We start from the raw sequence: 26,340 nt of genomic DNA, 5'->3' as shown, positions 1-26,340 counted from the left end.
CATCTGAACTCAGGCTGATACGCCCAGGCAAGCAAAAAGCAGAAACAGGCAGGATTCGAGCAGGAACGGCTGCGCTCGTTGCAACGGCGATGGTTACTGTGGTGACTCATCTCAGTGATCTTGGAGCAGCGAATGAGCGTTATCGTCATTACCGGAGGCAGCCGAGGCATCGGCGCCAGCACGGCCGAACACTGCGCCCGCCGCGGAATGGGGGTCATCCTGACCTACAAGAGCAATGCTGATTCAGCAAACGCTGTCGTCCAGCGTATCCAGGCATCGGGCGGCAAGGCTGTGGCGCTTGAGCTGGACGTCGCTGATGTGAAGCGGTTCGACAGCTTCAGAGAAGCGGTGCAACTGACTTTGCAGGCAACCTGGGGTGTGGCAACCCTTGGCGGGCTGGTGAACAACGCGGGCCATGGCTTGTTCAATCCCCTGGAATTGGTCACCGAGGCGCAGTTTGACGACTTGCTGAACGTACACCTCAAAGGCCCGTTTTTCCTGACTCAAGCGTTGCTGCCACTGATGGGAGAGGGCGCCAGCATCATCAACCTGACCAGCGCCACAACCCGCGTGGCCACTGCGGGTGTAGCGCCTTATGCCGCTTTCAAGGGCGGACTCGACGTGCTGACCCGTTACATGGCCAAGGAGTTCGGCCCTCGGCGTATCCGGGCCAATGCCGTCTCACCGGGGGCGATTCGCACCGAACTGGGCGGCGGTTTGAATGACGAATTCGAGGCTCTACTCGCGTCGCAAACCGCCCTTGGTCGGGTGGGCGAGCCGGAGGATGTCGCTCGCGTTATCACCCTGCTGCTGTCCGAAGAAGGACGCTGGATCAATGCTCAGACGATCGAAGTCGCGGGCGGGTATTTCATCTGAATCAGCACCTGAATAACGAGGCGACCACAATGCTTGACCATATTTTTATCTCGGTAAGCGACGTTGATCGTTCCATCCGTTTCTACACCGCGACTCTGACCCCGCTTGGCATTACCGGCAGGCTTGATTACGACGGTAAGGACGGCCCGCCAGGCCACCCGGACCTCAAGGGCTTCGGTGCCAATGGGCGGGTGTTTTTCTGGTTGCGCGAGGGTGTTGTGGAGGGGCGGGCGGTTCATGTTGGCTTCGTAGCGAACAGCAAGGCCGAGGTCAACGCAGCTTACGCGGCGGCTATGGAGAATGGCGCTGTAGACAATGGTGCACCTGGCGCACGTCTGTATTACGACCCGAATTATTACGCCGCCAATGTCCTTGACCCGGACGGTTACAGCCTCGAATTCGTCTACAAAAACTGGCAGCACGCACAATGAATCAATTAATGATCTACGGGGCGACCGGCTATACCGGTCGCATGGCTGCCGAGCATGCCAAAGCGCAGGGGCTGGACATTGTGATCTCTGGCCGCAATGGAGAAAGGCTGGAGTCACTCGCTGCGCAACTGGGCGTGCCTTATCGAGTGTTCACCCCTGATGCCCAAGCAGCCGAATCCCTGCACGGCATCGGTGCGCTGCTGAATTTCGCAGGGCCTTTTGCTCAGACGGCGGACGCCTTGATGCAGGCCTGTATCAAGGCCGGGGTCGACTATCTGGACATAACGGCCGAGATCAATGTCTATCGGCTGGCGGAACGGCTTGGCGCTCAGGCAGCCGAGGCGGATGTCATGTTGCTGCCCGGGGTCGGCTGGGACGTGGTGCCGACAGACTGCCTGGCAATGCATGTTGCTCGCCGTGTGCGGGAGCCGAAGTCGCTAAGGGTTGCGCTGCAAGTCGCTGGCGCCATGTCGCGGGGATCGGCCTTAAGTGTCAGCGAGATCATTGGCGCGGGCCTCTTGGCGCGGGTTGATGGGCTACTGGTTGCAACACCCGATGCGCAGCCCCGGTACTTCGATTTTGGCGACGGCCCGGCACTGTGCGCGCCGCTGTCCTTCGGTGACCTGGTCACCGGCTGGCACTCCACTGGCATTCCCAATATCGCCATGTTCGTGAACATCACCGGCGACGCTTTCCCTGAAGGCAATCTGTCACAACTGCCCGACGGCCCAAGTGCTGAGCAGCGAGCGGCTCATCGCGCCCGTGCTGTGGCTGAAGTCATTGGCGCTGATGGCACAAGTGCGTGTTCAGTGATCGAGACCGTCAACGGCTACACCTACACACCGTTGGCGGCTGTGGAGGCTGCGCGCCGGGTGCTGAACGGTGATCGGCGACCAGGCTTTGAAACGCCTGCGCGGGTGTTTGGCGTCGGATTCGCGCAGACGATTGCAGGTTCGACAATCACAGATTTTTAGGGCGCGACACCTACCGGCTGGCCCCATGACCTGCCCGTGTGTACGTCTGCCCCACGGGAAGGGGCATTCGCGACGACATTTTTACTGTAGCGCCGAATCTGTTAGATGAAGGCAGGGGGCAGGTCGAAGCAAGGCTATTTTCCCGAGCCTTTCTGTTTGATATCTCCGCAAAAAATATCGACGTTGCCACTGTCCGGTGCACTTCGCACGACGATGGAGTACTCACCGGAAAGCAGGATTGGCAGTGCGACAGGTGCGCTTCTTGAGAAAGCCCAGCCGTGTATGGCTTGGCGTTCGGTGTTGACATGATCATTCATTGCGTAAGCGACTGGACCGGGTTGCTGGCAGCTGCCTTTATTGATGAAGGTGAAGAGGCGCAAGGGTAGAGACGCCCCGCTTGGAGCACCACTGATGAAGAAACTGAAGCCGGTTTGTTTGCCCCAGTCGGCCAGCGTTACATTGCCGATCTGACCGGTGTTCTGTCGGGTGGCAACCAAAGGAACGCTCACTCCAGGGGCTGATGAAGTGGTGCAGCCGAAAAGGCTTGCGGTGACCATTAGCGCTGCAAGTGAGTTACTGCGCTTCATTGCCAACCTCCTGTGCTGAAAAACTGCAATGAGAGATTAGCGGGTATAGCTCATTAATCGTCTTCCTGGCGTGGCCTGTTCGAAGCCCTCCATTCATGCGGAATCTGGCAACAGTGTTTGTCCAGTGGGCCGCTGTATGAGGGAGGTGTAAACACCTAGCATCGTCTCTACCCCGTGAGCCAATAGAGTCAGTACCCACTCGCTCACGAGGTTAACTTTGGACGATATGGTGAATATGATGAACATTTCAAAACTTGCGATTTTTCTTGCGTTTGGCGTTTTAGGGTCACAGGCATTTGCAGGCGAGAGCCATTCAACTGCCACGGACAACAAGCTGCCTGTTGAAACGTACACTTACGATACGAAACTCGATATCCAAAAAGTCATCACAGTGACAGATATACCTGACCAATGCGGGCCGGTCCCGGCGCAAATGACGTATGAAGATTCTCAGGGTCAACGGCATGTCCTGCAGTATCAAGTCATGGGAACTGGCTGTTCAAATGGTTGAGTCGTATGTGGAAGATGGAGGGTCGACACTCCATGCCTGCAGCGCTGGCACTGTCAAAGTTGTTATCGTTTATTGGTTAGGCCTACGATTTTTTCATCGGATGCCAACACGCCTGGAATATAACTTTTAAGAAACTCCACCCATGTCTTTATTTTTGCATCCACGAACTTTCGTGATGGGTATATTGCAAATAAATTAAATTCTTCAAAATGAAACTCTGGCAGGACGCGCACTAACGTGCCGGCCCTGATGCCGTCGACTGCAGAAGCAATAGGCTGAATACCGATACCCATCCCACTCGTTATGGCGACGGTCATGGCATCGGCGGTGTTGACGTGAAAGGGAGACAATGGAATGTTGACGGTCTCAACGCCTTCGGGCCCCTCAAATACCCAGTTTCCAGCCGGCATTATCGTATTAACAATTCTCAAACAATCATGTGAGCCAAGAGCCCCTGGAGAATTGGGGCATCCGCGTTTTTTCAGGTACGCGGGCGAGGCGCAGAGAATGCTGTAAGTGATGCCGAGCCGCTGCGCTACAAATCCGGAATCGGGTAAGTCCCGGGCTAAAACAATCGACATGTCATAGCCTTCCTCCAGCAAGTCAGGTAGCCGATTAGTCAGTGTCAAATCAAACATGACCGAGGGATGCGCCTCTCGATACTTGGCAATGGCATCGATCACGTAATGATTGCCAATGGCTCCCATGGCGTGAATCTTGAGCCTGCCCACGGGCATGATGTGAGCAGTACCCGCTTCCTCCTCTGCTTCACGGACCTCGTCCAGAATTGTCTCGCATCGCTGCAAATAGCGCGTACCTGCTTCGGTCAACGCCAGACGTCGGGTCGTCCGGTTGATCAGACGTGTTTGAAGCCTGGCCTCCAGGCTGGAAACCGCTTTGGAAACGTTAGTGGTGGTGGTGTCCAATAGCTCAGCCGCTGCCGTAAAGCTGCCGCTCTGAGCGACAGCAACGAAAAAACGCATCGTCTGGAAAACGTCCATGGTTTTCACCTCGGGGGGATGGATGAAAGGGGCGTCCCTGTAGAAGGCCGCCCCTTCGTTGCGTGTTACTGCTTGCGCGGAATAAAACCAGGCACGCCGGTCTCAACGACGGAGTTGAATCGTACCCGGGTCGTAATCTCTTCCTTGATTTCACGCATGGCCCTATGAGGCAGGGTAGAAATATCAAAGTTTTCCCGGATATGACTCGGTGTAGCAGACGTGGTCAGAAAAGCGACTCCCCGCTGTACAGACCAGGCCAATGCCACTTGAGCCGGGGTCTTGCGAATGTGTTTAGCGATCCCTGTAATCACCGAGTCTTCCAGTACGTTCGGCTCCATGCCATGCCCGAGTGGCGCAAAGGCAAGAACGATGATTCCATGCTGCTGACAAAACTCAAGCAGTTCCCATTCAGGCAGATACGGGTGGGATTCGACCTGCACGACAGCGGGTTTTATCCGGGCCACTGCCACAATCTCTTTTAATGCCTGCAATGTAATATCAGACAAGCCGATGGACTTGCACCGGCCTTCATCCACGAGGCGCTCCAGCGCCCGCCAAGTCTCTATTAACGTCACGCCTGAGTCGTAGATAACTCGACCTTGTTCGTCTCTCGGGTCCTGGTTGTCGCCAGGTTGAAAGGCGAAGGGCGTATGGATCAGATAGCAGTCGATGTAATCCACCTGAAGCCGTCGGCAACTGGCCTCAAACGCAGGTTCGACTCGCTCGGGACGATGGTTGGTGTTCCACAGCTTCGTGGTAATGAACACGTCCTCTCGCCGGACCTTACCCGCCTCAAAAACTTCCTGTAGGGCAATGCCGACCCTGTCCTCATTTCGATAACGTTCAGCACAATCGAAATGGCGAAAACCCGCTTCCAATGCGTCCTTGACCGCTTGTGTTGTAACGGATAGATCCCGGAACAGCGTGCCAAATCCAACGGCCGGCATCTCACCCGATCCGTGTATCAGTGGGAATCGGGTATCGCGAAGTGCATCGTAAAATGATTCGTAAGGCATATCTTTTACTCCAATGTCTGGCGCTACTGATAGGAAGGTTTCTGGTCTTCGCGACTGGCCACTCTTTGCTCAAACACACCGACGGAATTACCGCCGAGGGCCACATACAGCCGCACGGTGTCGAGGTACTGCGCGGTCTTCACTCTGATTTGACCCAGCAACGCTTGCTCATAAGCACGTTCCGCCTCCAGCACCTGGAGAATGCTGTTCTCGCCTTGCGCGTAGGCTTGTTGGTTCAAGCGAAAACTCGTTTCAGCCGCGCGTAACGCGTCCTCCTGCGCCAGGTTTTCCTCTGCGTCATGATTGATAGCCTGCAGCGTGTCTGCGACCTGACCGAACGAATTAATGACGGTCTGCTGGTAGCCGGCGAGGGTTGCCTTGTAGCCGTCGACGGCGGCCTGACGTTCAGCTTTCAGCGTTCCGCCACTGAAGATTGGCGCCGTCAGCCCGGCAGCAAAACCCCAGAGTGCGGTGCCGCCATTGCCTGAAGCCGCCTGTGCAAGCGACGCGGACAGCTCGACATGGGGATAGAGGTTTGCTGTCGCCACGCCAACCGCGGCGCTGGCCATGTGCAATTCAGCCTCTGCTTGCAATACATCCGGCCGGTCGTGGGCCATTTCGGAAGGCAGACTGACGGGCACGTTTGCCGGCAAGGCAAACTCGGCGAGAGTGAAGTCAGGCGCGATCCAGTCAGCCGGGCCTTTTCCCGTCAGAATCGAGAGCGCGTGCCGGGCCGAATCACGCTGTTGAGCGAGAGGTGGCAATAGCGTGCGGTCCTGAGCGAGCCGCGTCTCGGCCAGCGAAACATCGATCTGCGTGGTGCTGCCATTGGCGTGCGCCATGCGTACCAGTTCGAGGTTCTTCGCGTCATTGGCGAGCAGCTTCTCGACGGCCTGCATCTGTGCGTTGGCCGAGGCAAGCAACAACGCCTGGCTCGCGACATCGCCCGTCAGGGTCAGGTACGCCGCTTCGTAGCGATGCTTCTGCAGATCGGTAAACGCTTCCTGTTGTTCGACCTGGCGCTTGTTACCGCCGAAAACGTCAAGGTCGAAGCCAACCCGCGGTCCGATCGCGTAGAAATTGGACACCGATGGCTCTTTCGCGTTGTGTACCCGTTGGCGTCCAGCCTGAGCGCCAAAATCGACCTGCGGATACAGCGCACCTTCCGCTGCAGCGACCGAGGACGCCGCTTGGCGGATCGTCGCGTCTGCCGCCACGAGCTCAAGATTGCCGTCAATGGCGCGACGTACAAGCTTGTCGAGCTTCGGCGAACGAAACGCCGACCACCAGTCACCGTTGACCTTCTTGCCCAGGTCAATGTGCTGTTCACCGGGCTTGTTGCCGCCTTGGCCAAGACGCTGCTCGGCCTGTTGGTCGTAGTGCTGCGACAGACTCGGCGCAGGCATTTGATAGTCGGGGCCGACGGTACAGGCGGTCAGGAACGCAAGAGCCGACACCGCACCGAACGTGGTTTTGAACAGTTGTCTGTTGATGAAGAGCGCATTGGATTTCATTTGGCAAACTCCACGAAAACTAGTTGGTCGCAACGGGCTTGCGAAGAAAGACAACCAGTGGGCTCACCACCAGCATCGCGAACATCAAAATCTTGAACTGGTCGATCACCGCGATAAAAGCCGCCTGGCCGGTGATCATTTCGTTGAGCCCCGCCAGTGCTTGCAGGGACGTCGGCGCGGAATGCGCAGCGGCGCGATACGGCGTCAGATTACTGGCCAGCGCCATGTGCATCGCTTGCGTATTGTTGAAGAAGAACAGCTGCACAATGGCAACGCCCAGGGTGCTCCCGTACACACGTGACAGGTTGAACAGACCGGTGCCTTCCGGGCGTAACGTGGGGTCGAGCGTGCTGAACGCGACCTTGGTCAGCGACGGCATCAAGACGCCGATGCCAATGCCCTGGATCGCACCGGCCACCGCCACGGGCGACCAGTCCATCAACGGCGAATAGCCGAGCATCAGCCAGTTGGCATAAATCACCACGGCGACGCCTGCCGCCACGAACAGCCGGCGGTCGAAACGCTCGGGAACACGGCCCATCAGCAGGAACGCACCGACCAGCCCCATTCCGCGCGGAATCGTCAGGGAACCCGTGGTGTCCGGCGGATAGCCGAGAATCTCGTCCAGCATCGGCGACGTCAGCGCCATGGTCGACAACAGCACGAAACCTACGGCGAAAAAGATGACCGTCGACAGCACGAAGTTGCAGTCTTTGAACAAGCGCTTGTTGAGGAAATGCACCTTCGCGGTCAGCACATGCACAACGAACAGGTAGAGCCCCAGTGCACAGCCCAGCGCTTCCAGCCAGATCTCGTTCGAAGAAAACCAGTCCAGGCGTTCACCGCGATCAAGCAACATTTGCAGGCTGATCAATCCCAGCGTGAAGCTGCCGAAGCCAAAGAAGTCGAACGACGGACGTTTCTCGGCCTTTTTCTCGGCCAACAAAAGCGCCATCACCAGGAAGATAAACGCCGATAACGGAAGGCTGATGTAGAAGATCGGGCGCCATCCGAAATGTTCGCCGACCCAACCGCCGATGCTGGGGCCGCTGACGATGCCGAACAGCACGATGGCCGTCCAGGTCGCGCCAAATTTCGCACGCTTCTCGAGTGGCAATGTCTCCATCGAAATCGCCATCGACAGCGGTGCCAGCACGCCACTCGCCAGGCCTTGAATAATGCGCGCGCCAACGAATTCCAGCGGCGTCGTTGCCTGCGTAGCGAGCACCAAGCCAAGGACGAAGAAGGCCAGCGCGGCTTGATAAACCCGCTTCAAGCCAAAACGCCCGGCGAGCCATTGCGCAATCGGCATCGTGATGGCGCTCGCCGCGAGGTACGACGTGAATATCCAGCCAGCCTGGTCGTCGGTCATCGACAGGGTGCCCTGAATCAACCTGAGTACCGCATTCGGAAGCGGCAGGTTCGCCGACTGCATATAGGTGGCGAGCAACGCGGCGAACCTTAATGTCCCCGCACCTTGAGGTCCGGCAAGATTGGCGTTCATCAGAAGTTACCTGCGGTTAACAGCGCCTTGAGCGGATGCCACCAAGGCGTGCGATACCCGGTATCGACCTTGACCGTGGCGCTGGTGCCCGAGAAAAGGGGCAGGGCAGGGTCCACCTCATCGAGTTCGAGTCGCACCGGTACGCGCTGGACAACCTTGACCCAGTTGCCGGTCGCATTTTCAGGCGGCAGCAGTGCGAAGTCCGATCCGGCACCCGGGCTCATGCTGGTCACGTGGGCTTTGAAGACGCGATCAGGATACGTATCGATACTGATGGTCGCTTCCTGGCCTGCACGCATATGGGTGACTTCCGTTTCGCGGAAGTTGGCCTCAACCCAAATCTCGCGATCAGAGAGCAGAGCGAAAGCGGGCGCGCCGTTGTTAACAAAGTTGCCAACCTGCAAATCGTCGACCTTGGCCACGATGCCATCGTCAGGCGCATACACCGTCGCGTACGAGAGATATAGCTGCGCCTCGTCGAGCTGAGCCTTGGCCTCACGAACCGTCGGGTGGCTATTGGCTTCGATGTTCGGATTACCGTTCAAGGTAACGACCGTGCTGGCGATCTGTTGTTCGATCGACGCTATTCGTTGCCGGGCAACTTTAAGGTCTGTGTCGGCGCGCTCGTAAATGGAGCGCGAGACGAACTCGGTAGCGACCAGCGCCTTCTTGCGGGCAAACTCCCGTTGGTCGAAATCGGCCGACTCTTTGGCCGATTGCAGTTCAGCCTGTTGCTGGCGGTAGCTTGCCTTGAGGCCATCGATGCGCAGCCGCGCGATGCTCAGCTGTGCTTCTGCACGGTCAACCGCGATCTGGAGCGGTTTCGGGTCGATCCGAAACAGAATCTGGCCCTTGTGAACAGGCTGATTGTCCTCGACCGCAATTTCGACGACTTGTCCGGAAATGCGCGCGTTGATCGATGCCTTCGCCACTCGGGCGTAAGCGTTATCGGTCGAAACAAAGGGCTCGCCCGCCACATAATGGGCGTACCCAACCGCAGCGAAGAGGAGAGGGAAACCCACCATCAGCAATGGCCGTACTTTCTCTTTAAACGGCTTTTTGATGGGCGAGTCAGACGGATTCGGGCCTGGGTGCTCGAAGGTCTTTGTAGCTGAGATGTCGAACTGTTTGGTCATGATCGAATGCACCTATTAACCGGGAAGTCGGGCTAACACCCACAAAAACAGCCATACCGTGCGCGGCCAGGAGGATCGCTCCGCCGCATCTGTTTCGTCGCCGCAACACCCTGTTCGAGCTCCGCTACAACAAACCTGCAAACCAAGGAATTTCTGGTTCCTTAATTTTGTGCGATGGTGTAAGAATATCCCCGAGCCCACCTTCATTCAAGGATTTTGTACGACATGGCACAAAAAAAGACTACAGAGGCGAAAGGCCGCGGCCGCCCTCGTGCTTATGACCCGCAGACAGCGCTGTTGCAGGCGCTTGATGTTTTTTGGAGCACCGGATATTCCGGCGCTTCTCTGGATAGCATCGCCACGGCAGCCGGCATGAATCGCCCAAGCCTGTATGCGGCATTCGGTGACAAGCACGCGCTCTATATCAAAGCGCTTGAGCAGTATTGGGAGTTTGCCGCTGCGGCCATGCAGGAGGCGCTGACGGACAACGAACTGACCTTGAGCCAGGCGTTGATGCGGTTTTATGAGGGGCAGTTGTCGATCTACTTCTCGGGTGACGGCCAGCCGCGTGGGTGCTTTGCGATCGGCACGGCGACGACCGAAGCCGTCGAGGACTCTGAAATACGCGAGGTCCTTTCGGACCGGCTCAGCCGGCTCGATGCCGATCTCGAAACACGTCTGCGGGCGGCCATCGATTCCGGCGAGTTGAAAGGCGATGTCGACCCGGCAGCCCTTGCCGTACTCGCGTCATCCATACTGCATAGCATTTCGATACGGGCGCGGGCGGGCAAATCCCGCGCTGAATTGACCGAACTTGTGCGCAGTGCGGTCAACGTGATCTGCGGTGGGTGAGGTTTACGGTGAGTGAAAGACTCGAAGATATTCTTGCCGAACAGCTAGCCGTGATTTTTTGTGGCATCAATCCGGGTGTGACTGCCGCTGCCAAAGGCCACCATTTTGCGGGCAGGGGCAATCGTTTCTGGCGCACGCTCCATCTTGCCGGCTTTACGCCTGAGGAGGTGCGCCCGGAAAACGATCGGACGATCTTGCAATATCAGTGTGGATTAACGGCCGTGGTGGAACGGCCTACGGCGCGAGCGGATCAGCTGGCCGCACATGAATTCATCGCTGCCGCTGCGAACTTTGAACAAAAAATCGTGCGTTATGCGCCACGTTTTGTGGCGTTTCTCGGTAAAGCGGCGTATTGCGCGCTGTCCGGCCAAAGAGACATTGCTTGGGGGCTTCAGCCAAAGACCTTCGGCAATGCCTCGGTATGGGTCCTGCCCAATCCCAGTGGTCGAAATCGCGCGTTCACGCTTGATCAACTGGTGGGTGCTTACCGGCAACTCTACTTGGCAGCAGGCGAGCAAAGCGGACTTCAGCTTCACCATTAAGCCAGGTATCGCCGAAACCACCCCAGCGTCCGGTCCCAGGCCAGCTTGGCCGCGGCCTCATCGTATCGAGGCGTGGAGTCGTTATGGAAACCATGGTTGGCGCCGGGGTAAATGTAGGCTTCATAGGTCTTGCCCGCGGCTTTCAATGCCTTCTCATAGGCGGGCCAGCCTTCGTTGATGCGCGTATCCAGTTCACCGTAGTGAAGCATCACCGGCGCCTTGATTCGGGCGACATCTTTGGCCTCTGGCTGGCGGCCATAAAAGGACACGGCGGCCCCCAATTCCGGATAGGCCACGGCGGCGGCATTGACGACGCCACCGCCATAGCAGAACCCGGTGATCCCGACTTTTCCGGTGGTCGCGTCATGCTTCATCAACCACTCGATGGCGGCGAAAAAGTCGTTCATGAGCTTTTCAGGGTCGACGGTCGCCTGCAACTCCCGGCCTTTGTCATCGTTGCCAGGATAACCGCCCACCGACGTCAGGCCATCGGGGGCGAGGGCGATGAATCCTGCCTTGGCCACACGCCGCGCGACATCTTCGATGTAAGGGTTGAGCCCGCGGTTTTCATGCACAACCACCACGGCCGGCACCTTGCCGGTGGCTTTCGCCGGGCGCACCAGATAAGCACGGACCTGCCCGTTGCCCTTGGGAGAGGGATAGGTGATGTATTCGGCAACAATGTCCGGGTCGGTAAATTCAACCTGCTCGGCGAGTGCATAATTCGGACTCAGGGCGGCGAGGAGGGCGCTGGCGGTCAAACCGCCCAAGGTGAACAACGCCGCCCGATCCAGAAACTCCCGCCGGTTGATCTTGCCGTGGGCGTAGTAGTCGTACAGTTCGAGCAGTTCCGGGGCAAAGTCTTTCGCAGTGAGACGGGTCATCTGTGCGCTTCCTCCGCCCGAGATTGTTTGGGGCGTTTGCTTTTGGGGTGGGGCAGACGGAAAAGGGCTTCAGCCCATCAGTGCCATCAAACAATATGAAACAAATAGTCGATTGAGTTGTTATGTAACGAAACTATAGAAGTGTTCTGCTTTCCCGCGAGAAAAGTTAATTTTTCGTACGTTGCAAGTTGCATTCTTAAACCCTCGCCATGGACGTGCGCAGGGTTCGTTTCACGGAAGCATTGAAAAATGTCCCGTGATTTTTTTGAGGTAATAAGGAGCTTGGGGCAATGGTGTTAATAAGTGAGACAGCGCAACACAGAGCAAAATCAAAACGGTGGTCAGCCCTAAGCGTGCTGATGCTGCCAGTACTACTGGTGACCGTAGACAATACGGTGCTTGGATTCGCGTTACCAAAGATTGCCGAGGCCCTGAATCCGAGCGCGAGTCAGCAGTTATGGATGATCGATGCCTATTCGCTGGTATTGGCGGGATTACTGGTGTCGATGGGTAGTCTGGGCGATCGAATCGGTCATCGAAAGCTGTTACTGGCCGGGTCTTTGGGTTTTGTCATTGTGTCGGTGCTGACGGCCTATTCCCATACGGCCATGCAACTGATTGCCGGGCGAGCTTGCATGGGGATTTTCGGTGCGATGTTGATGCCCTCTACTTTGGCATTGATACGTTCGGTGTTTCTGGATCGAGAGGAGCGGAGAGTAGCTGTCGCGATCTGGGCAACAACTCTGACGGTAGGATCAGCACTCGGTCCTTTGGTAGGCGGAGTTTTGCTGGAGTTTTTCAGTTGGGGGGCGATTTTCCTATTGGCGATACCCGTATTGGTGCCGTTGTTGGTATTGGGACCGGTGTTGTTGCCTGAGTCCGAGAAAGACTGTTCAGGGCCATTGGATCCGCTAAGTATCCTGCAATCGATGGTTGCCCTCAGTGCCATCGTTTATGGCATTAAACACAGCGCCAGTAATGGTTTCGACGGGATGGCGATGACAGCATTTGTAATCGGCATGGTTGCTGGGTGGATGTTTGCGCATCGGCAGTTACGTCTGCCAGTGCCGCTGATGGATCTGAGTCTGTTCCGAAGTGGCACCTTTAGTGGCTCCGTACTAATCAATCTGATGAGCCTCGCGTTCCTCGTCGGCTTTGTATTCTTCACCACTCAGTTCTTACAGATAGTCCTTCAGATGTCACCGTTGAATGCTAGCTTTGCGTTAGTACCTGGTCAGATCATGGCGATCGTCGTGGGAATGGCAGTCGTGCCTGTAGCGCGGCGAGTACAGGTGCATGTGCTGGTACCGATTCTGATGGCGTTTGCTGGGGCGGCGTTTTTGTTGGTCGCCAGCATCGGCAGCAGTCTGATCGTTCTGGTGGTGGCTTTTGCCTTGCTGAACATTGGCGTGGGCGCGATCGCGACGATATCCAACGATGTGATTTTGTCGGCTGCACCACCGGAAAAGGCGGGTGCGGCGTCGGCCATTAGTGAAACGGCCTATGAAGTGGGTGTGGTTTTGGGGACGACAGTGCTCGGTGGTCTCGTCACGGCCTACTATCGCGGCGCATTGCAGCTTCCGGTTTTTTTGAGTGAGGTGCAGACGATGATGGCGAGTGAGACGCTATCGGGTGCTAATCATGTGGCGGTGCAGTTGTCAGGAGATCAAGCACGAGAGCTGATGACGCAGGCGGGAAGCGCATTCGAGGGTGGAATTAATCTGGTTTCGTGGGTGACGTTCGGCTTGGCACTCATGGCGATTTTAATTGCCTGGCGCGCTCTGCGGATACCGAAGACGAAGCTTACTGAAGGGCAGTGATCGAAAACGAACGTCGGGCCGTTTGCCACACGGCCCGACTATTTCAGTGCTCGCAGTTACCAAACAGGTTCCAGGTTTCACCCTGTCTGCTCCGCCTCTTTTGTTCCCCCTATTTACCTCCTCGACTGCTTGTACGCGAGCCGGAATTTATGCAGCAGCGGTTCGGTATAGCCGTTGGGTTGTGCACATCCTTCGAACACCAGTGCGCAGGCCGCTTGAAATGCAACCGATTGCTCGAAGTCAGGCGCCATGGGTGTGTAGATCGGATCGGCAGCGTTTTGCTCGTCAACGACCCGCGCCATGCGCTGCAAAATGTCGACGGTCTGAGACTTGGTGATCACCCCGTGTCGCAGCCAGTTGGCCATGTGCTGGCTGGAAATGCGCAAGGTCGCGCGATCTTCCATCAACCCCACGTTATGGATATCGGGCACCTTCGAGCAGCCAATGCCTTGTTCGACCCAACGCACCACATACCCCAGCAGGCCTTGGGCATTGTTTTCGACTTCCTGACGAATCTCATCGGCCGACCAGGATGGGGCGGTAACGACCGGCACGCTGAGCAAGCCGTCCAGAAGTGCCGGGCTGGCGCCACCGAAGTCCGTTGTTTCAAGGGACTCCTGCACCGAGCGCACGTTGACCTGGTGGTAATGCAGCGCGTGCAAGGTGGCGGCGGTCGGCGAGGGCACCCACGCGGTATTTGCGCCTGCTTTCGGGTGGCCGACTTTCTGTTTGAGCATATCGGCCATTCGATCAGGCATGGCCCACATGCCTTTACCGATCTGCGCCCGCCCACGCAATCCACAGTCCAGACCGACGAACACGTTGTTGCGCTCATAGGCCTCGATCCACGCGGTATTTTTCATGTCGCCCTTGCGCAGCATCGCACCCGCTTCCATGGCCGTGTGCATCTCGTCACCGGTGCGATCGAGGAAGCCGGTGTTGATGAATGCGACCCGTGAGGAGGCGGCTGCGATGCACGCCTTGAGGTTGACGCTGGTGCGCCGTTCCTCGTCCATGATGCCCATTTTCAGGGTATGACGTTCGAGTTGGAGCAGGTCTTCGATGCGGCTGAACAATTGTTCGGCGAAGGCCACTTCGGCGGGGCCGTGCATTTTCGGTTTGACGATGTAGACGCTGCCGGTCCGGGAATTGCCGCGGCGTTGCAGGTCATGCAGGGCAATCAGGCTGGTGATGACGCCGTCGAGAATGCCTTCCGGGATTTCCAGTCCGCCCTTGTCGAGAATCGCCGGACTGGTCATCAGGTGCCCGACGTTGCGGATGAACAGCAACGAACGCCCGTGCAGTGTCAGTGCGCTGCCATCGGCCGCGGTGTACTCGCGATCCGGATTCAGCCGTCGCGTGATGGTTTTACCGTTTTTCTCCAGGTCTTCTTTCAGGTCGCCCTTCATCAAACCCAGCCAGTTGCGGTACACCTGCACCTTGTCGTCGGCGTCGACTGCCGCCACCGAGTCTTCACAATCAATGATGGTCGAGAGGGCTGCTTCAATCAGCAGATCCTTGACCCCAGCGGCGTCAGCCTGACCGATCACGCTCTGGCGATCGATCTGAATCTCGATGTGCAGGTCATTGTTTTTCAGCAGGATGGCCGTGGGATCGGCGAGCGAGCCCTGGAAACCGATGTACTGCGCGGTATTCGACAGGCCGGTCTGGCTGCCATCGTTCAAGGTCGCCTGCAGTGTTCCGTTGTCGATCCGGTAACGCGTCACCGCTGCATGTGAGCCGCTGTTCAAGGGGAATGCCTGATCCAGAAACGCCCGTGCAAAAGTGATGACTTTCGCCCCACGCACGGAGTTGTAAGCCCGGCCCGGTTCGGCGCCATCTTCATGCGAGATAACGTCGGTGCCATAGAGTGCGTCGTACAACGATCCCCAGCGCGCATTCGCGGCATTCAGCGCATAACGCGCGTTGACCGCCGGGACGACCAGTTGGGGTCCGGCCTGCACACTGATCTCTGTGTCGACGTTGGCGGTGCTGACCTTGACGTCTGCAGGTTGTGGTTGCAGGTAACCGATACCGCTCAGGAAGCTGCGATAAGCCGGCATGTCGGTCACCGGTCCCGGGTGTGAACGGTGCCAGGTGTCCAGTTCGGCTTGCAGGCGATCGCGCTCAGCCAGCAGCGCCCGGTTTTGCGGCGCCAGTTCATGCACCAGGGTAGCGAAACCACTCCAGAACGCTTGAGGGTCCAGGCCGGTTCCCGGCAGCACGTCCAGATCAACGAAACGTTGCAAGACAGGCGCGACCTTGAGGCCTTGGCAGTTCACGAAATCGGTCACTTTTTGCATCTCCATCACAGTGTTTATCGAGCGCTGACCGCGCTCAGCTCAAATCAGTTCGGTTCAGTTCAGGCATTGCGCGCCGGCTTTGGCGACTTGTGCGTCCTGCTCGGCTTTGACACCGGACACCCCGACCGCACCGATCACCTGGCCGTCGACGATGATGGGCACACCACCTTCAAGCGAGGTCAGTAATGGCGCCGACAAAAAGGCGTGGCGGCCACCATTGACCATCTCTTCATAGCTTTTGGATTCGCGCCGACCGAGGGCCGAGGTGCGGGCCTTTTCGGTGGCGATGTAGGCGCCAATCGGAGCGCAACCGTCGAGGCGTTCGAGGGCCAGAGGGTGGCCGCCGTCATCGACTATCACGATGGTTACGGCCCATTGGTTGTTCTGCGCTTCGGTGCGTGCAGCCGCGAGGATTTGGCTGACTTCGGTCTGGCTCAGTACGGCTTTGCTTTTCATGGCAATTCTCCAGTGCTCGGTTATGGCAAGGCGGCTTCGACCAGTTCGATCCAGTGCCTGACAGGGGTTCGGCCCGCACCATCGAGGTGGGACTGACAGCCAATATTGGCCGTGACAATGACTTCGGGATGTCCGCTTTCCAGCGCATTGAGCTTGTTGTCGCGCAGTTGCCGGGACAGTTCGGGCTGGGTCAGCGAATAGGTGCCCGCCGACCCGCAGCACAGGTGACTGTCGGGAACCGACGTGAGGTTGAAGCCCAGACTCGTCAGAATCGCTTCAACCGCGCCACCCAGTTTCTGCGCGTGCTGCAACGTGCAGGGGCAATGGAACGCCAGGCGTTGGTCGCTATGAATGCCGAGCTTTTCCAGCGGCTCGTCGCGCAGCACTTCAATCAGATCCTTGGCCAGCGCACTGACCGTTCTAGCCTTTTCGGCATAGGCCGGATCGGTGCTGAGCAGGTGACCGTAGTCTTTGATGAAAGCGCCGCAACCGCTGGCGGTTTGCACGATGGCTTCGGCTCCTTTTTCAATGCTCGGCCACCACGCATCGATATTGCGGCGGGCGCGATCAAGGCCGGCCGCCTGAGCGTCGAGGTGATAATCCACGGCACCGCAGCATCCGGCTTCGTGGGTCGCGGTGACGCTGATCCCCAGTCGATCCAGGACTCGGGCGGCGGCCGCGTTGGTATTGGGCGACAGACTCGGTTGCACGCAGCCTTCGAGCATCAGCACCTGCCGGGCGTGGTGAGTGGCCGGGCGCGGCTTGGCCGGATAGACGCGGCGAGGCAACTTTATTTGCAAGGTGTTGGGCAACAACGCCCGGAACACCTGGCCGCTGCTGACCAGCCCTTTGAACAGCGCAGGGTTGGGGACGATGCTGCGCAATCCCTCGCGCAACAACCGCTGACCGAGTGGGCGCGGCACTGCCGCATCGACCACGGCCCGGCCGATGTCCAGCAAGTTGTGGTAGTCGACACCGGAAGGGCAGGTGGTTTCGCAATTGCGGCAAGACAGGCAGCGATCCAGGTGCTGTTGTGTTTTTTGCGTGACTTCGTTGCCCTCCAGGACCTGCTTGATCAGGTAAATGCGGCCCCGCGGTCCATCCAGCTCATCGCCCAGTAATTGATAAGTCGGGCAAGTGGCATTGCAGAAACCGCAGTGCACGCACGTGCGCAGGATGCTTTCGGCTTCTTCGGCGCGGGGCAGTTGGCGTGCGTGTTCGCTCAAGGTGGTCTGCATGGGTCAAAGCTCCGCGTACAGGCGTCCGGGGTTGAAGATTCCCTGGGGATCGAGTTGTTGCTTCAAGTTCCGGTGGTAACGCATCAGTGCGGCCGGCAACGGTTGGAATGGGCTGTCGATCAGGCCATGGCTGTAGCAGGTCACATGCCCGCCGACTTCTTCCACGATCGAACGAATGAACGTTGCCTCTGCGTCGGATTTGAGCCAGCGCTGTGCACCGCCCCAATCGATCAGCTGACGGCCAGGCAGGGAAAGCCGAGGCGTTTTGTGAGGAACGGACAGGCGCCAAAGTGTCTGGTCCTCATCGAAGAAGCTCAATCGATGCTCGTTGAGATCCTCCCAGTACGAGGCGTCCAGCAACTCGCCGCCCAGTCGCTCATGAGCCGCAGCCACCGAGCCTTCGCCACCCTCAAGTCGCAGGTGCAGGCGCTGTCCATCGTGGCACGCGGCACTGATCGGCAGCGGCTGTTGCCCCCATTCTGCGAGGCGAAGCAAGGCGCGATCGCTGTCCATTTCCAGGCTGATGCTTAAGGCTTGCCGCGGCTTGGGCAGGACCTTGAGCGAGACTTCGGTCACCACGCCAAGCGAGCCGTAGCTGCCGGCCATCAAGCGCGACAGGTCGTAGCCGGCAACGTTTTTCATGACTTCGCCACCGAAGCGTAAATGCTTGCCATGACCGGTGATGACGCGTGTCCCAAGGACGAAGTCCCTGACGGACCCCGACCAGGGACGCCGTGGTCCCGACAACCCGCTGGCGATCATGCCGCCGACTGTGGCGCCGTCGCCGAAGGAGGGTGGTTCGCAGGGCAACATCTGCTGCGCTGCATCCAACACCTCAGCAAGCTCTGCCAACGGCGTGCCGCAGCGGGCGGTGATCACCAGCTCGGTCGGGTCGTAGCTGACGATGCCTCGGTGGCTGCGCGTGTCGAGTACTTCGCCCGCCACGATGCGCCCAAGAAACGCCTTGCTGTTGGAGCCTTGAATGCGCAACGGCGTGGCGTTTTGCAGTGCCTGGTTGACCTGCTCGAGCAGCGCGCCGCTGTCGTCGATATCGTGTTCACTGCGCATCAGAAACGCTCCAGTTCAGGGAAGGGCATCTGACCCAAATGAACGTGCATGGCGCCAAACTCGGCGCAGCGGTGCAGCGTCGGAATGTTCTTGCCGGGGTTGAGCAAACCACTCGGATCGAAGGCGGCTTTGACGGCATGGAACACGGTCAATTCATCGCTATTGAACTGCGCGCACATCTGATTGATTTTCTCCCGGCCCACGCCGTGTTCACCGGTAATGCTGCCGCCGACCTTCACGCACAATTCGAGGATTTTTCCGCCCAGGGCTTCGGCGCGATCGAGTTCGCCCGGTTGGTTGGCATCGAACAGAATCAGCGGGTGCATGTTGCCGTCACCGGCGTGGAAAACGTTGGCCACTCGCAGGTCGTACTCGGCCGACAATGCGGCGATCGCGCGCAGCACTCCGGGCAGCTCGCGGCGCGGAATCGTGCCGTCCATGCAGTAATAATCCGGTGAAAGACGGCCCACCGCAGGAAAGGCATTCTTGCGTCCGGCCCAGAAACGCACGCGTTCGGCTTCATCGCGGGCCTGGCGCACTTCGGTGGCGCCGGCCTGTTCCAGCACCTGGCGCACGCGGTCGCAGTCATCATGAACGTCGGCTTCAACGCCATCGAGTTCGCACAGCAGGATGGCTTCGGCGTCGACCGGATAGCCGGCGTGGATGAAGTCTTCGGCGGCGCGAATGGCCAGGTTGTCCATCATTTCCAGGCCGCCGGGGATGATGCCGGCGGCAATAATGTCACCCACCGCACGGCCAGCCTTCTCGACGGAATCGAACGCCGCCAGCAGCACTTTGGCGGTCTGGGGTTTGGGCAGCAGTTTGACCGTGACCTCGGTGATGACACCGAGCATGCCTTCGGAACCGGTGAACAACGCCAGCAGATCGAAGCCCGGAGAATCGAGCGCTTGCGAACCCAGGCTCAGGTGTTCGCCGTCGACGGTCAGGATGTCGACCTTGAGCAGGTTGTGCACGGTCAGCCCGTACTTCAGGCAATGCACGCCACCGGCGTTTTCGGCCACGTTGCCGCCGATAGAGCAGGCGATCTGCGAGGAGGGGTCAGGTGCGTAATACAAGCCAAACGGCGCTGCAGCCTGGGAAATCGCGAGGTTGCGCACCCCCGGCTGCACCCGAGCCGTGCGGGCGGCGGGGTCGATGTGCAGAATAGCGTTGAAACGCGCCATCACCAGCAGCACGCCTTTTTCCAACGGCAATGCACCGCCGGACAAACCGGTGCCGGCACCGCGGGCGACCACCGCGACATGCCGCTCATGACAGAGTCGAAGCACGCCTTGCACCTCGTCAATGTGGCGCGGCAGCACCACCAGCATGGGTGTGGTGCGGTAAGCAGAAAGTCCGTCGCATTCGTACGGTTTGAGCTCTTCCTGTTGATGCAGGACTTCCAGATCCGGCCACTGCGTGTGCAGGGCCTCCAGCAAGGCAGCTCTGTCGACATCAGGCAGGACGCCGTCGACGCGTTCATCGTAGAGAATGTTCATAGTCGGTTGGCGACCCTCAGTTGTTTTTATAGGAGGTCTGTGTCCGTTTACCACTGACTTGCATCATTGGCCTGAGGCGTTCTACTGTCTATGTGTTGTTTGGCTGGTCGAACCAGTTCTTTATTCGATGGTTTTTTATTTACGTAAAAAAACGTTTTTAAAACATAAGCTTATGTTTGTGTTTTAACGTTTGTGGTTTTGCTAGTGAGACTGGTCATACCAGTGGAGAGTCGATGGATAACGCAGAAACAAGCCGTAATCCACAAGTCGCAGACGTGGTCTGTGAACGCATAGAACGGCTGATCGTGGACGGGGTGCTCAAGACGGGGCAGCTGTTGCCCTCGGAGCGTCGCCTGACCGAAAAGCTTGGTGTTTCCCGCACGGCACTTCGCGAGGGCCTGAAGCTGTTGCGCGCCCGCGGGATTATCAAGACAGAGCAGGGCAAGGGTTCATTTGTAGCCGATCTTTCGGGTCACGGTGCCGCGTCACCGCTGATGCACTTGTTCAGTTCACAGCCACGCACGCTCTACGATTTGTTCGAGGTTCGCAGCCTGCTCGAGGGCGAGTCCGCACGCCTGGCGGCCTTGCGCGGAACCGACGCCGACTTCGTCCTCATCACCCGCAGCTACGAGGCGTTGCTCCATGCCCACAGCCGTTCACTGGAGGCGTCCGAACACGCCCGGCTCGATCATGCGTTTCACCTGGCGATTTGCGAGGCCTCGCACAACCCGGTGCTGGTGCAGACCTTGCGCTCGCTGACGGATTTGCTGCTGAACACGGTGTTTGCCTCGGTCAACAACCTCTACCACCGTGAACCGCAAAAGCGTCAGATCGACCGTCAACATGCGCGGCTCTACAACGCCGTCACCGGCCGAATGCCGGAGCAGGCGCGCAAGGCGGCCATCGCGCACATTCAGAGCATCTGCGAGAACCTCAAGGAAATCGAAAGCGAGGAACAACGTTTGGTTCGGGCGACGTTGCGACTTGAGGGGTGGACGTAATGCCGCATCTGGATCATTTCTCTTTGCACCTGTTCATTCTGGTCTGCGAGGAAGGCACCATCGCACGGGCCAGCGAGCGGGCGTTCACCGCGCCATCGGCGGTCAGTAAACGGATCTCCGACATCGAGGTGCGCTTCGGTACGCCGTTGCTCAAACGCAGCAAGCGCGGGGTTGAACCCACGCCGGCGGGGCAGGCTTTGCTGCGGCATGCCCGGTCGCTGACGCGAGCGATGGAAAGGCTCGACAGTGAACTCAGCGAATACGCGGAGGGTGCTCGCGGGCATGTCCGGGTATTGGCGAACGTGTCCTCGATCATGGAGTTTTTGCCGGAAGAACTGTCCGATTTCATGTTGACCAACCCCAGAATCCAGGCCGACATCGAAGAGCGTTTCAGCCCCGATGTGGTCCGTGGGGTGGCCGAAGGAAATGCCGATCTGGGCATTTGCAGGCGGTCAATGGCCGTGGGCGATCTGGAGTTTCTGCCTTACCGCCAGGACCATCTGGCCGTCGTGGTGGGGGCGGATCATCCCTTGGCCGATCGCACCAGCCTTGCATTCAAGGAGACACTGGACTTTGATCATTTGGGGCTGTCCGCCTTCGCCACCCTCAATACCTTCATGCGCGAAGACGCAGAGGCACACGGCCGGGAGTTGCGGTTTCGTTCCTATGTGTCGTCCTTCGATGCCGCGTTCCGGCTGGTTCAGTTCGGGCTGGGGCTGGCTGTATTCCCGCTTGAAGCGGTGGCGCGCTACGCTCAGTTGTTCGACCTTCGCATCATTCCCCTGACCGACGATTGGGCGCTGGGTGAGTTTGTGATTTGCGTGCGTGATCGTGAGGCGCTGTCGCTCTCCGCGCGGCGGCTGCTGGACCATCTGTTGTTGCGAGCCCCGGCGCGTCAAACGGCTCCCTGAATGCTGTTTTCCATCCATCGTGGTTGACGATGGATCAGGCCGTGAATGACGTCTTTTCGGTGCGTCGGTGTCTCTCTAGTCTGAGCCTGTGCTTTAGCCTGTGAGAGAACTTCATGACAACAATAACGATCAACGAAGTCGGCATTCGCGATGGATTGCAGAGCCTTCAAGCCATCATGCCCACTGTTGCCAAACGCCAATGGATCGATGCCGCCTATGCGGCTGGCGTACGCCATATGGAAGTCGCGTCCTTTGTACCCGCCAAACTGCTGCCGCAAATGGCCGATGCCAAAGAAGTCGTTGCCCACGCCTTGCGTTACCCCGATCTGGTCGTCTCGGTCCTGGCGCCGAACCTGCGCGGCTGTCGGGATGCGCTTGAGTCTGGTGCCCACCGCATCATTGCGCCTGTTTCCGTCAGCGCGGCCCATAGCCTGGCCAATGTTCGTCGTACGCCGCTGGAAATGGTCGAAGAGCTGGCGCGGATGTGCCAGTTGCGAACCGAACTGGGCTTGCACAACGTTCAAGTGATTGCCGGAATGTCCGTAGCCTTCGGCTGCACCCGTCAGGGCGATGTACCGTTGGCTGACTTGTGCGAATTGACCCGACACGTGCTTGAGGCCGGTTGCGATCTGGTCTCGCTCGGCGACACCACCGGCTATGCCAATCCCGGTCAGGTGGCGACCACGTTGCAGGCGGTGCGAGCCATTGCCGGGGAAAAACTCAGGGCCGCTCATTTTCATGACACCCGTGGTCTGGCGCTGGCCAACAGTCTGGTGGCCGTCCAGCAAGGCATCACCGAACTTGATTCGTCCCTGGCCGGGCTGGGCGGTTGCCCGTTCGCACCGGGTGCGTCCGGCAACACCGTGACTGAAGACCTGGTGTTCATGCTGCACAGCATGGGCTACGACACTGGCATCGATCTGGCCGCACTGATCGAATCACGGGACGTGCTGCACGCCGCGTTGCCGGACGAAACCCTTTACGGCTGCATTGCCCGCGCCGGTCTGCCACTCAATTACACGCCACCCGCCCGCCGCGCGTGAGCTGTCCGATCGAGGAAAACATTCATGTCCAGACTTCCATTGGACGGCATTCGTGTCGTCGAAATTTCTCACATGGTGATGGGGCCGACCTGCGGGATGATCCTCGGTGATCTCGGTGCCGAAGTCATCAAGATCGAGCCGACTCGCGGCGACGGTACGCGTCGTCTGCTGGGGGCCGGTGCCGGATTCTTTCGCACCTTCAACCGTAACAAGCAGTGCATCGCCATCGACGTCAACAACCCGCAAGGGCGCGACGCCGTGCTGGAGCTCATCGACACCGCTGACGTGTTCATCGAGAACTTCAAACCGGGGCGCATGCAGGCACTCGGTTTCGGTTACGCCGCGATTCATGAGCGTAACCCGCGCATCATTTATGCCTCGCACAAAGGCTTTCTCAACGGTCCGTATGACAATCGCCTGGCCCTGGATGAAGTGGTGCAAATGATGGCGGGCCTGGCCTACATGACCGGCCCTGTCGGCAGACCGTTGCGTGCCGGCAGTTCCGTGAACGACATCATGGGCGGGATGTTCGGCGCCATCGGCGTGCTTGCCGCGCTCAATGACCGCCACACAACAGGTGTCGGCCGTGAGGTGCAAAGCGCACTTTACGAAAATTGCGTATTGCTCGCAGCCCAACACATGCAGCAGTACGCCGTAACCGGGCAGGCGGCCGCGCCGATGCCAAACCGCATCAGCGCCTGGGCGATCTACGACGTGTTCGAGTTCGCCAACGGCGAGCAGATGTTCGTGGCGGCCACCGGCGAAGGGCAGTGGAATGCCTTATGTCAGTTGCTCGGTCAGACCGCGTTGCTCGACGACCAGACCCTCGCCACCAACAACGATCGCGTGTTGCAGCGACCACGGTTGCTGGCTCACCTGGCCGAAGTCTTTGCCACGATGGATGCTCAGGCGCTGGCTCTTGAGTTGGAGGCCCACAGCATTCCCTTTGCGCCGATCCGTCGTCCGGAGGAGTTGTTTGAAGATCCTCATTTGCTGCAAAGCGGTGGCTTGGCGAATCTCGAGCTCGAAGACGGATCGTTCACCGCCATGCCCTTGCTGCCGTTGTCCCTGGATGGCGAACGTCTGCAACCGCGTCAATCGATTCCGCGCATCGGCGAGCATACGCACAAGGTCATGCGTGAACTCGGTTACAGCGACGAGCACATCGCCGAGCTGTGTGCGGCCGGTGTGCTTAAAACGGACGCTCAGGCCTGAGGAGGCGTTGCCATGGCTATCTATCAATACGACACGCTGATTCCCGTCATCCACGCCGAAACCTTCGTCGCGGAAGACGCTACCGTCATCGGCAATGTCACGCTGGAACAGGGCGTCAGTGTCTGGCCTCAGGCTGTTCTGCGCGGTGACAACGAGCCGATTCGAATCGGTCAGCACAGCAACGTACAGGAAGGCGCGGTCTTGCATGCCGACCCCGGATTTGCGCTGACGGTGGGTAATGGCGTCACCATCGGCCATCAGGCCATGTTGCATGGCTGCACCATCGGTGATGGTGCGCTGATCGGGATTCAGGCGGTGGTGCTCAATGGCGCGGTCATCGGCAAGAACTGCCTGGTCGGTGCCGGCGCGATTGTCACTGAAGGCAAGGTATTCCCGGACAACTCCCTCATTCTGGGAGCGCCCGCCAAAGTGGTGCGAGAGCTGACACCTGACGCCATCGCCGGCCTGCAGCGTAACGCCCGGGATTATGTCGCCAAGGGCCAGGTTTACAAGGACAAACTGATTCGAATCAGCTAAACCCGTTGAGCAGGGTCCTGAAGGACGTTGCCTCTCTCCAATAATTACAACAATGGAGAAACATCATGGTTGCCATGACTGGCGAAATCGCACTGGCGCGCAGCGAAGAAACGATCAACGAGCTGTTGCTCTATCGGCGCGTGGCCTGGCGCATCATGCCGCTGGCCATTATCTGCTTTCTGTTCTCTTATTTTGACCGGATCAATATCAGCTTCGCCAAGACCCAGATGCAGCATGAACTGGGCTTGACCGATGCAGCGTATGGTCTGGCGGCGAGCATGTTCTTCATCGGCTACGTGCTGTTCGAAGTGCCCAGCAGCCTGGGCCTCAAACGTTACGGCGCCCCGGCCTGGATCTGCCGGATCATGGTGTCGTGGGGGCTGGCCACCGCTGCAATGATGTTTGCCTACACCCAATACACACTCTACTTTTTGCGTTTTCTGATTGGGGTCATGGAAGCCGGTTTTGGCCCGGCGATTCTGTTCTATCTGGCGTGCTGGTTCCCGAAAAAGCACTTGGCGAAGATGAACGGCCTCTGGTTCCTCTCGGTCCCTCTGGCGGGAGCATTGGGCGGGCCGGCCGCCGGGATTTTGTTGGGCACGATGGATGGTGTGCTTGGCCTTGCAGGTTGGCACTGGCTGTTCCTGATGTCGGGTTTGCCGTGTGTGGTGCTGGGGGCGCTGGTGTTGTGGAAACTCGATCGTGACATCGAGTCGGCCAAGTGGCTGACAAGGGGAGAGAAAGATCTGCTGGCCGCCAATCTGGCGCATGACAAAGCCAGGCAAAAGCCGATACTGGGGTCGCTATGGCGAGTGTTACTGACGCGGGAAGTCGCGATCATGGCGTTCATTTACTTCGTGATCAAGACAGCTTCCTATGGCCTTAATTTCTGGATGCCGCACTTGATCAAGTCGTCCGGCGTGCAAAGCGTTTTTTGGGTCGGCATGCTGTCATCCCTGCCTTATATCGTCGCGTGCATCGGCATGATCTGGCTGACACGGCTCTCGGACCGCACCGGTGAGCGCAAGAAATACCTGGTGATGTGCCTGTTGCTGGCGGCCGTAGGTTACTTGCTGGCCTGCCTGTTTTCCGATTCGTCCTGGGCCATGATGGCGGCACTGGTGCTGGCCACGGCGGGCACGTTCATCGCCATTCCGATCTTCTGGACGATTCCGCAATCGACCTTCTCAGGGCTGGCGATTGCCAGTGGAACCGCAGCCATCAACTCCATCGGTCAGCTCAGCGGCATGGTCGCTCCGGTGATGGTGGGCAAGATCAATGATGTCTCCGGGACCAGTTACATGGGCATGCTGTCCATCGCGCCGATGATCCTGATCGCGTGCTTTGTGGTCATGCGTTACGTCAAGAATCCCAAGCCTTGACCCCTGCGATGCACATGGGGTCAAGACTTGAGAAAGGCG

General features: G+C 58.6%; 25 protein-coding genes. 13 read left to right on the top strand and 12 right to left on the bottom strand.

Annotation, left to right across the window (positions count from 1 at the left end):
* Positions 1-132: 132 nt before the first annotated feature.
* From ACYZT5_RS11195 to ACYZT5_RS11185, 3 genes are read left to right on the top strand one after another with little or no spacing between them, the layout of a single operon-like run.
* Positions 133-876, top strand: coding sequence for an SDR family NAD(P)-dependent oxidoreductase (locus tag ACYZT5_RS11195; RefSeq protein ID WP_462051157.1), 744 nt, complete (start codon positions 133-135; stop codon positions 874-876).
* A 29-nt stretch (positions 877-905) separates the two neighbouring features.
* Positions 906-1,307, top strand: coding sequence for a VOC family protein (locus tag ACYZT5_RS11190; RefSeq protein ID WP_150640965.1), 402 nt, complete (start codon positions 906-908; stop codon positions 1,305-1,307).
* Positions 1,304-2,281 (top strand): saccharopine dehydrogenase family protein, encoded by a 978-nt coding sequence (locus tag ACYZT5_RS11185; RefSeq protein WP_462051156.1) that lies wholly within the window; start codon positions 1,304-1,306, stop codon positions 2,279-2,281. Before ACYZT5_RS11190 ends, ACYZT5_RS11185 begins: the two co-directional genes overlap by 4 nt.
* A 134-nt stretch (positions 2,282-2,415) precedes the next feature.
* Here the strand turns inward: ACYZT5_RS11185 and ACYZT5_RS11180 are convergent, their stop codons facing one another.
* Positions 2,416-2,868 carry a hypothetical protein gene (locus ACYZT5_RS11180; protein WP_462051155.1) on the bottom strand — a complete coding sequence of 151 codons (453 nt, stop codon included), beginning with the start codon at positions 2,866-2,868 and terminating at the stop codon, positions 2,416-2,418.
* Positions 2,869-3,106: 238 nt separating this feature from the next.
* On the opposite strand from ACYZT5_RS11180, the gene ACYZT5_RS11175 reads away from it, so the two are divergent.
* Positions 3,107-3,379, top strand: a complete 273-nt coding sequence (locus ACYZT5_RS11175; protein ID WP_462052232.1) for a DUF2790 domain-containing protein — start codon at positions 3,107-3,109, stop codon at positions 3,377-3,379.
* 62 nt (positions 3,380-3,441) lie between these two features.
* On the opposite strand, the gene ACYZT5_RS11170 is transcribed toward ACYZT5_RS11175, so the two are convergent.
* The 5 genes from ACYZT5_RS11170 to ACYZT5_RS11150 form a co-directional block, all read right to left on the bottom strand.
* Positions 3,442-4,380, bottom strand: a complete 939-nt coding sequence (locus ACYZT5_RS11170) for a LysR family transcriptional regulator (RefSeq protein ID WP_462051154.1) — start codon at positions 4,378-4,380, stop codon at positions 3,442-3,444.
* A 65-nt stretch (positions 4,381-4,445) separates the two neighbouring features.
* Entirely contained in the window at positions 4,446-5,396 is a 951-nt protein-coding gene (locus tag ACYZT5_RS11165) for an aldo/keto reductase (protein WP_462051153.1), read from the bottom strand.
* Between the two features lie 23 nt (positions 5,397-5,419).
* The gene (locus ACYZT5_RS11160) at positions 5,420-6,910 is read right to left on the bottom strand and encodes an efflux transporter outer membrane subunit (RefSeq protein WP_462051152.1); all 1,491 of its coding nucleotides are present in this window, start codon (positions 6,908-6,910) and stop codon (positions 5,420-5,422) included.
* A 19-nt stretch (positions 6,911-6,929) separates the two neighbouring features.
* Complete coding sequence (locus ACYZT5_RS11155) at positions 6,930-8,414, bottom strand: DHA2 family efflux MFS transporter permease subunit (protein ID WP_462051151.1); 1,485 nt, start codon at positions 8,412-8,414, stop codon at positions 6,930-6,932.
* Positions 8,414-9,550 (bottom strand): HlyD family secretion protein, encoded by a 1,137-nt coding sequence (locus ACYZT5_RS11150; protein ID WP_462051150.1) that lies wholly within the window; start codon positions 9,548-9,550, stop codon positions 8,414-8,416. Before ACYZT5_RS11150 ends, ACYZT5_RS11155 begins: the two co-directional genes overlap by 1 nt.
* Before the next feature lie 225 nt (positions 9,551-9,775).
* Between ACYZT5_RS11150 and ACYZT5_RS11145 the strand changes: the two genes are divergently transcribed.
* On the top strand, positions 9,776-10,402 hold the full coding sequence (locus tag ACYZT5_RS11145) for a TetR/AcrR family transcriptional regulator (RefSeq protein ID WP_462051149.1): 627 nt from the start codon (positions 9,776-9,778) through the stop codon (positions 10,400-10,402).
* A gap of 8 nt (positions 10,403-10,410) precedes the next feature.
* Complete coding sequence (mug, locus tag ACYZT5_RS11140) at positions 10,411-10,944, top strand: G/U mismatch-specific DNA glycosylase (RefSeq protein WP_462051148.1); 534 nt, start codon at positions 10,411-10,413, stop codon at positions 10,942-10,944.
* Here the strand turns inward: mug and yghX are convergent.
* Entirely contained in the window at positions 10,941-11,828 is an 888-nt protein-coding gene (gene yghX, locus ACYZT5_RS11135; protein WP_462051147.1) for a YghX family hydrolase, read from the bottom strand. The genes mug and yghX overlap by 4 nt on opposite strands.
* Before the next feature lie 359 nt (positions 11,829-12,187).
* Between yghX and ACYZT5_RS11130 the strand changes: the two genes are divergently transcribed.
* On the top strand, positions 12,188-13,648 hold the full coding sequence (locus ACYZT5_RS11130) for an MFS transporter (protein ID WP_462051146.1): 1,461 nt from the start codon (positions 12,188-12,190) through the stop codon (positions 13,646-13,648).
* Between the two features lie 113 nt (positions 13,649-13,761).
* Here the strand turns inward: ACYZT5_RS11130 and ACYZT5_RS11125 are convergent, their stop codons facing one another.
* From ACYZT5_RS11125 to glcD, 5 genes are all read right to left on the bottom strand, one after another.
* Positions 13,762-15,942: a malate synthase G gene (locus ACYZT5_RS11125; RefSeq protein ID WP_462051145.1), complete on the bottom strand. Its 2,181-nt coding sequence runs from the start codon at positions 15,940-15,942 to the stop codon at positions 13,762-13,764.
* Between the two features lie 63 nt (positions 15,943-16,005).
* Positions 16,006-16,407, bottom strand: a complete 402-nt coding sequence (locus ACYZT5_RS11120) for a heme-binding protein (protein WP_462051144.1) — start codon at positions 16,405-16,407, stop codon at positions 16,006-16,008.
* Positions 16,408-16,427: 20 nt separating this feature from the next.
* Positions 16,428-17,645, bottom strand: a complete 1,218-nt coding sequence (glcF, locus tag ACYZT5_RS11115; protein WP_462051143.1) for a glycolate oxidase subunit GlcF — start codon at positions 17,643-17,645, stop codon at positions 16,428-16,430.
* Between the two features lie 3 nt (positions 17,646-17,648).
* Positions 17,649-18,713, bottom strand: a complete 1,065-nt coding sequence (gene glcE / locus ACYZT5_RS11110) for a glycolate oxidase subunit GlcE (protein ID WP_462051142.1) — start codon at positions 18,711-18,713, stop codon at positions 17,649-17,651.
* Positions 18,713-20,212 (bottom strand): glycolate oxidase subunit GlcD, encoded by a 1,500-nt coding sequence (gene glcD, locus ACYZT5_RS11105; protein ID WP_462051141.1) that lies wholly within the window; start codon positions 20,210-20,212, stop codon positions 18,713-18,715. Before glcD ends, glcE begins: the two co-directional genes overlap by 1 nt.
* Positions 20,213-20,445: 233 nt before the next feature.
* On the opposite strand from glcD, the gene glcC reads away from it, so the two are divergent.
* The 6 genes from glcC to ACYZT5_RS11075 all read left to right on the top strand — a co-directional run bounded on the left by glcC (position 20,446) and on the right by ACYZT5_RS11075 (position 26,301).
* Positions 20,446-21,213 carry a transcriptional regulator GlcC gene (gene glcC, locus ACYZT5_RS11100; RefSeq protein WP_462051140.1) on the top strand — a complete coding sequence of 256 codons (768 nt, stop codon included), beginning with the start codon at positions 20,446-20,448 and terminating at the stop codon, positions 21,211-21,213.
* Positions 21,213-22,124 (top strand): LysR family transcriptional regulator, encoded by a 912-nt coding sequence (locus ACYZT5_RS11095; RefSeq protein WP_462051139.1) that lies wholly within the window; start codon positions 21,213-21,215, stop codon positions 22,122-22,124. The genes glcC and ACYZT5_RS11095 overlap by 1 nt, the downstream gene beginning before the upstream one ends.
* Positions 22,125-22,237: 113 nt before the next feature.
* The gene (locus ACYZT5_RS11090; RefSeq protein ID WP_462051138.1) at positions 22,238-23,167 is read left to right on the top strand and encodes a hydroxymethylglutaryl-CoA lyase; all 930 of its coding nucleotides are present in this window, start codon (positions 22,238-22,240) and stop codon (positions 23,165-23,167) included.
* A gap of 24 nt (positions 23,168-23,191) precedes the next feature.
* Entirely contained in the window at positions 23,192-24,382 is a 1,191-nt protein-coding gene (locus tag ACYZT5_RS11085; RefSeq protein ID WP_462051137.1) for a CaiB/BaiF CoA transferase family protein, read from the top strand.
* Positions 24,383-24,394: 12 nt separating this feature from the next.
* Positions 24,395-24,919, top strand: coding sequence for a gamma carbonic anhydrase family protein (locus tag ACYZT5_RS11080; protein WP_462051136.1), 525 nt, complete (start codon positions 24,395-24,397; stop codon positions 24,917-24,919).
* Positions 24,920-24,984: 65 nt separating this feature from the next.
* The gene (locus ACYZT5_RS11075; RefSeq protein WP_462051135.1) at positions 24,985-26,301 is read left to right on the top strand and encodes an MFS transporter; all 1,317 of its coding nucleotides are present in this window, start codon (positions 24,985-24,987) and stop codon (positions 26,299-26,301) included.
* Positions 26,302-26,340 lie beyond the last annotated feature (39 nt).

The sequence above is a fragment of the Pseudomonas sp. LB3P14 genome (assembly GCF_054898045.1).
Note: the sequence above shows the minus strand (reverse complement) of the source record. Positions and strands in the feature narration are given on the sequence as shown.

Excerpts from the sequence above, each read along its gene's own strand:
- yghX (WP_462051147.1), bottom strand. The coding sequence starts at position 11,828 with ATGACCCGTCTCACTGCGAAAGACTTTGCCCCGGAACTGCTCGAACTG.
- ACYZT5_RS11185 (WP_462051156.1), top strand. The coding sequence starts at position 1,304 with ATGAATCAATTAATGATCTACGGGGCGACCGGCTATACCGGTCGCATG.
- ACYZT5_RS11190 (WP_150640965.1), top strand. The coding sequence starts at position 906 with ATGCTTGACCATATTTTTATCTCGGTAAGCGACGTTGATCGTTCCATC.
- ACYZT5_RS11165 (WP_462051153.1), bottom strand. The coding sequence starts at position 5,396 with ATGCCTTACGAATCATTTTACGATGCACTTCGCGATACCCGATTCCCA.
- ACYZT5_RS11090 (WP_462051138.1), top strand. The coding sequence starts at position 22,238 with ATGACAACAATAACGATCAACGAAGTCGGCATTCGCGATGGATTGCAG.
- ACYZT5_RS11145 (WP_462051149.1), top strand. The coding sequence starts at position 9,776 with ATGGCACAAAAAAAGACTACAGAGGCGAAAGGCCGCGGCCGCCCTCGT.
- ACYZT5_RS11155 (WP_462051151.1), bottom strand. The coding sequence starts at position 8,414 with ATGAACGCCAATCTTGCCGGACCTCAAGGTGCGGGGACATTAAGGTTC.
- ACYZT5_RS11180 (WP_462051155.1), bottom strand. The coding sequence starts at position 2,868 with ATGAAGCGCAGTAACTCACTTGCAGCGCTAATGGTCACCGCAAGCCTT.
- glcF (WP_462051143.1), bottom strand. The coding sequence starts at position 17,645 with ATGCAGACCACCTTGAGCGAACACGCACGCCAACTGCCCCGCGCCGAA.
- ACYZT5_RS11170 (WP_462051154.1), bottom strand. The coding sequence starts at position 4,380 with ATGGACGTTTTCCAGACGATGCGTTTTTTCGTTGCTGTCGCTCAGAGC.
- ACYZT5_RS11150 (WP_462051150.1), bottom strand. The coding sequence starts at position 9,550 with ATGACCAAACAGTTCGACATCTCAGCTACAAAGACCTTCGAGCACCCA.
- glcD (WP_462051141.1), bottom strand. The coding sequence starts at position 20,212 with ATGAACATTCTCTACGATGAACGCGTCGACGGCGTCCTGCCTGATGTC.
- glcE (WP_462051142.1), bottom strand. The coding sequence starts at position 18,713 with ATGCGCAGTGAACACGATATCGACGACAGCGGCGCGCTGCTCGAGCAG.
- ACYZT5_RS11085 (WP_462051137.1), top strand. The coding sequence starts at position 23,192 with ATGTCCAGACTTCCATTGGACGGCATTCGTGTCGTCGAAATTTCTCAC.
- ACYZT5_RS11175 (WP_462052232.1), top strand. The coding sequence starts at position 3,107 with ATGAACATTTCAAAACTTGCGATTTTTCTTGCGTTTGGCGTTTTAGGG.
- ACYZT5_RS11195 (WP_462051157.1), top strand. The coding sequence starts at position 133 with ATGAGCGTTATCGTCATTACCGGAGGCAGCCGAGGCATCGGCGCCAGC.
- ACYZT5_RS11080 (WP_462051136.1), top strand. The coding sequence starts at position 24,395 with ATGGCTATCTATCAATACGACACGCTGATTCCCGTCATCCACGCCGAA.
- ACYZT5_RS11130 (WP_462051146.1), top strand. The coding sequence starts at position 12,188 with ATGCTGCCAGTACTACTGGTGACCGTAGACAATACGGTGCTTGGATTC.
- ACYZT5_RS11160 (WP_462051152.1), bottom strand. The coding sequence starts at position 6,910 with ATGAAATCCAATGCGCTCTTCATCAACAGACAACTGTTCAAAACCACG.
- glcC (WP_462051140.1), top strand. The coding sequence starts at position 20,446 with ATGGATAACGCAGAAACAAGCCGTAATCCACAAGTCGCAGACGTGGTC.
- ACYZT5_RS11120 (WP_462051144.1), bottom strand. The coding sequence starts at position 16,407 with ATGAAAAGCAAAGCCGTACTGAGCCAGACCGAAGTCAGCCAAATCCTC.
- ACYZT5_RS11095 (WP_462051139.1), top strand. The coding sequence starts at position 21,213 with ATGCCGCATCTGGATCATTTCTCTTTGCACCTGTTCATTCTGGTCTGC.
- ACYZT5_RS11075 (WP_462051135.1), top strand. The coding sequence starts at position 24,985 with ATGGTTGCCATGACTGGCGAAATCGCACTGGCGCGCAGCGAAGAAACG.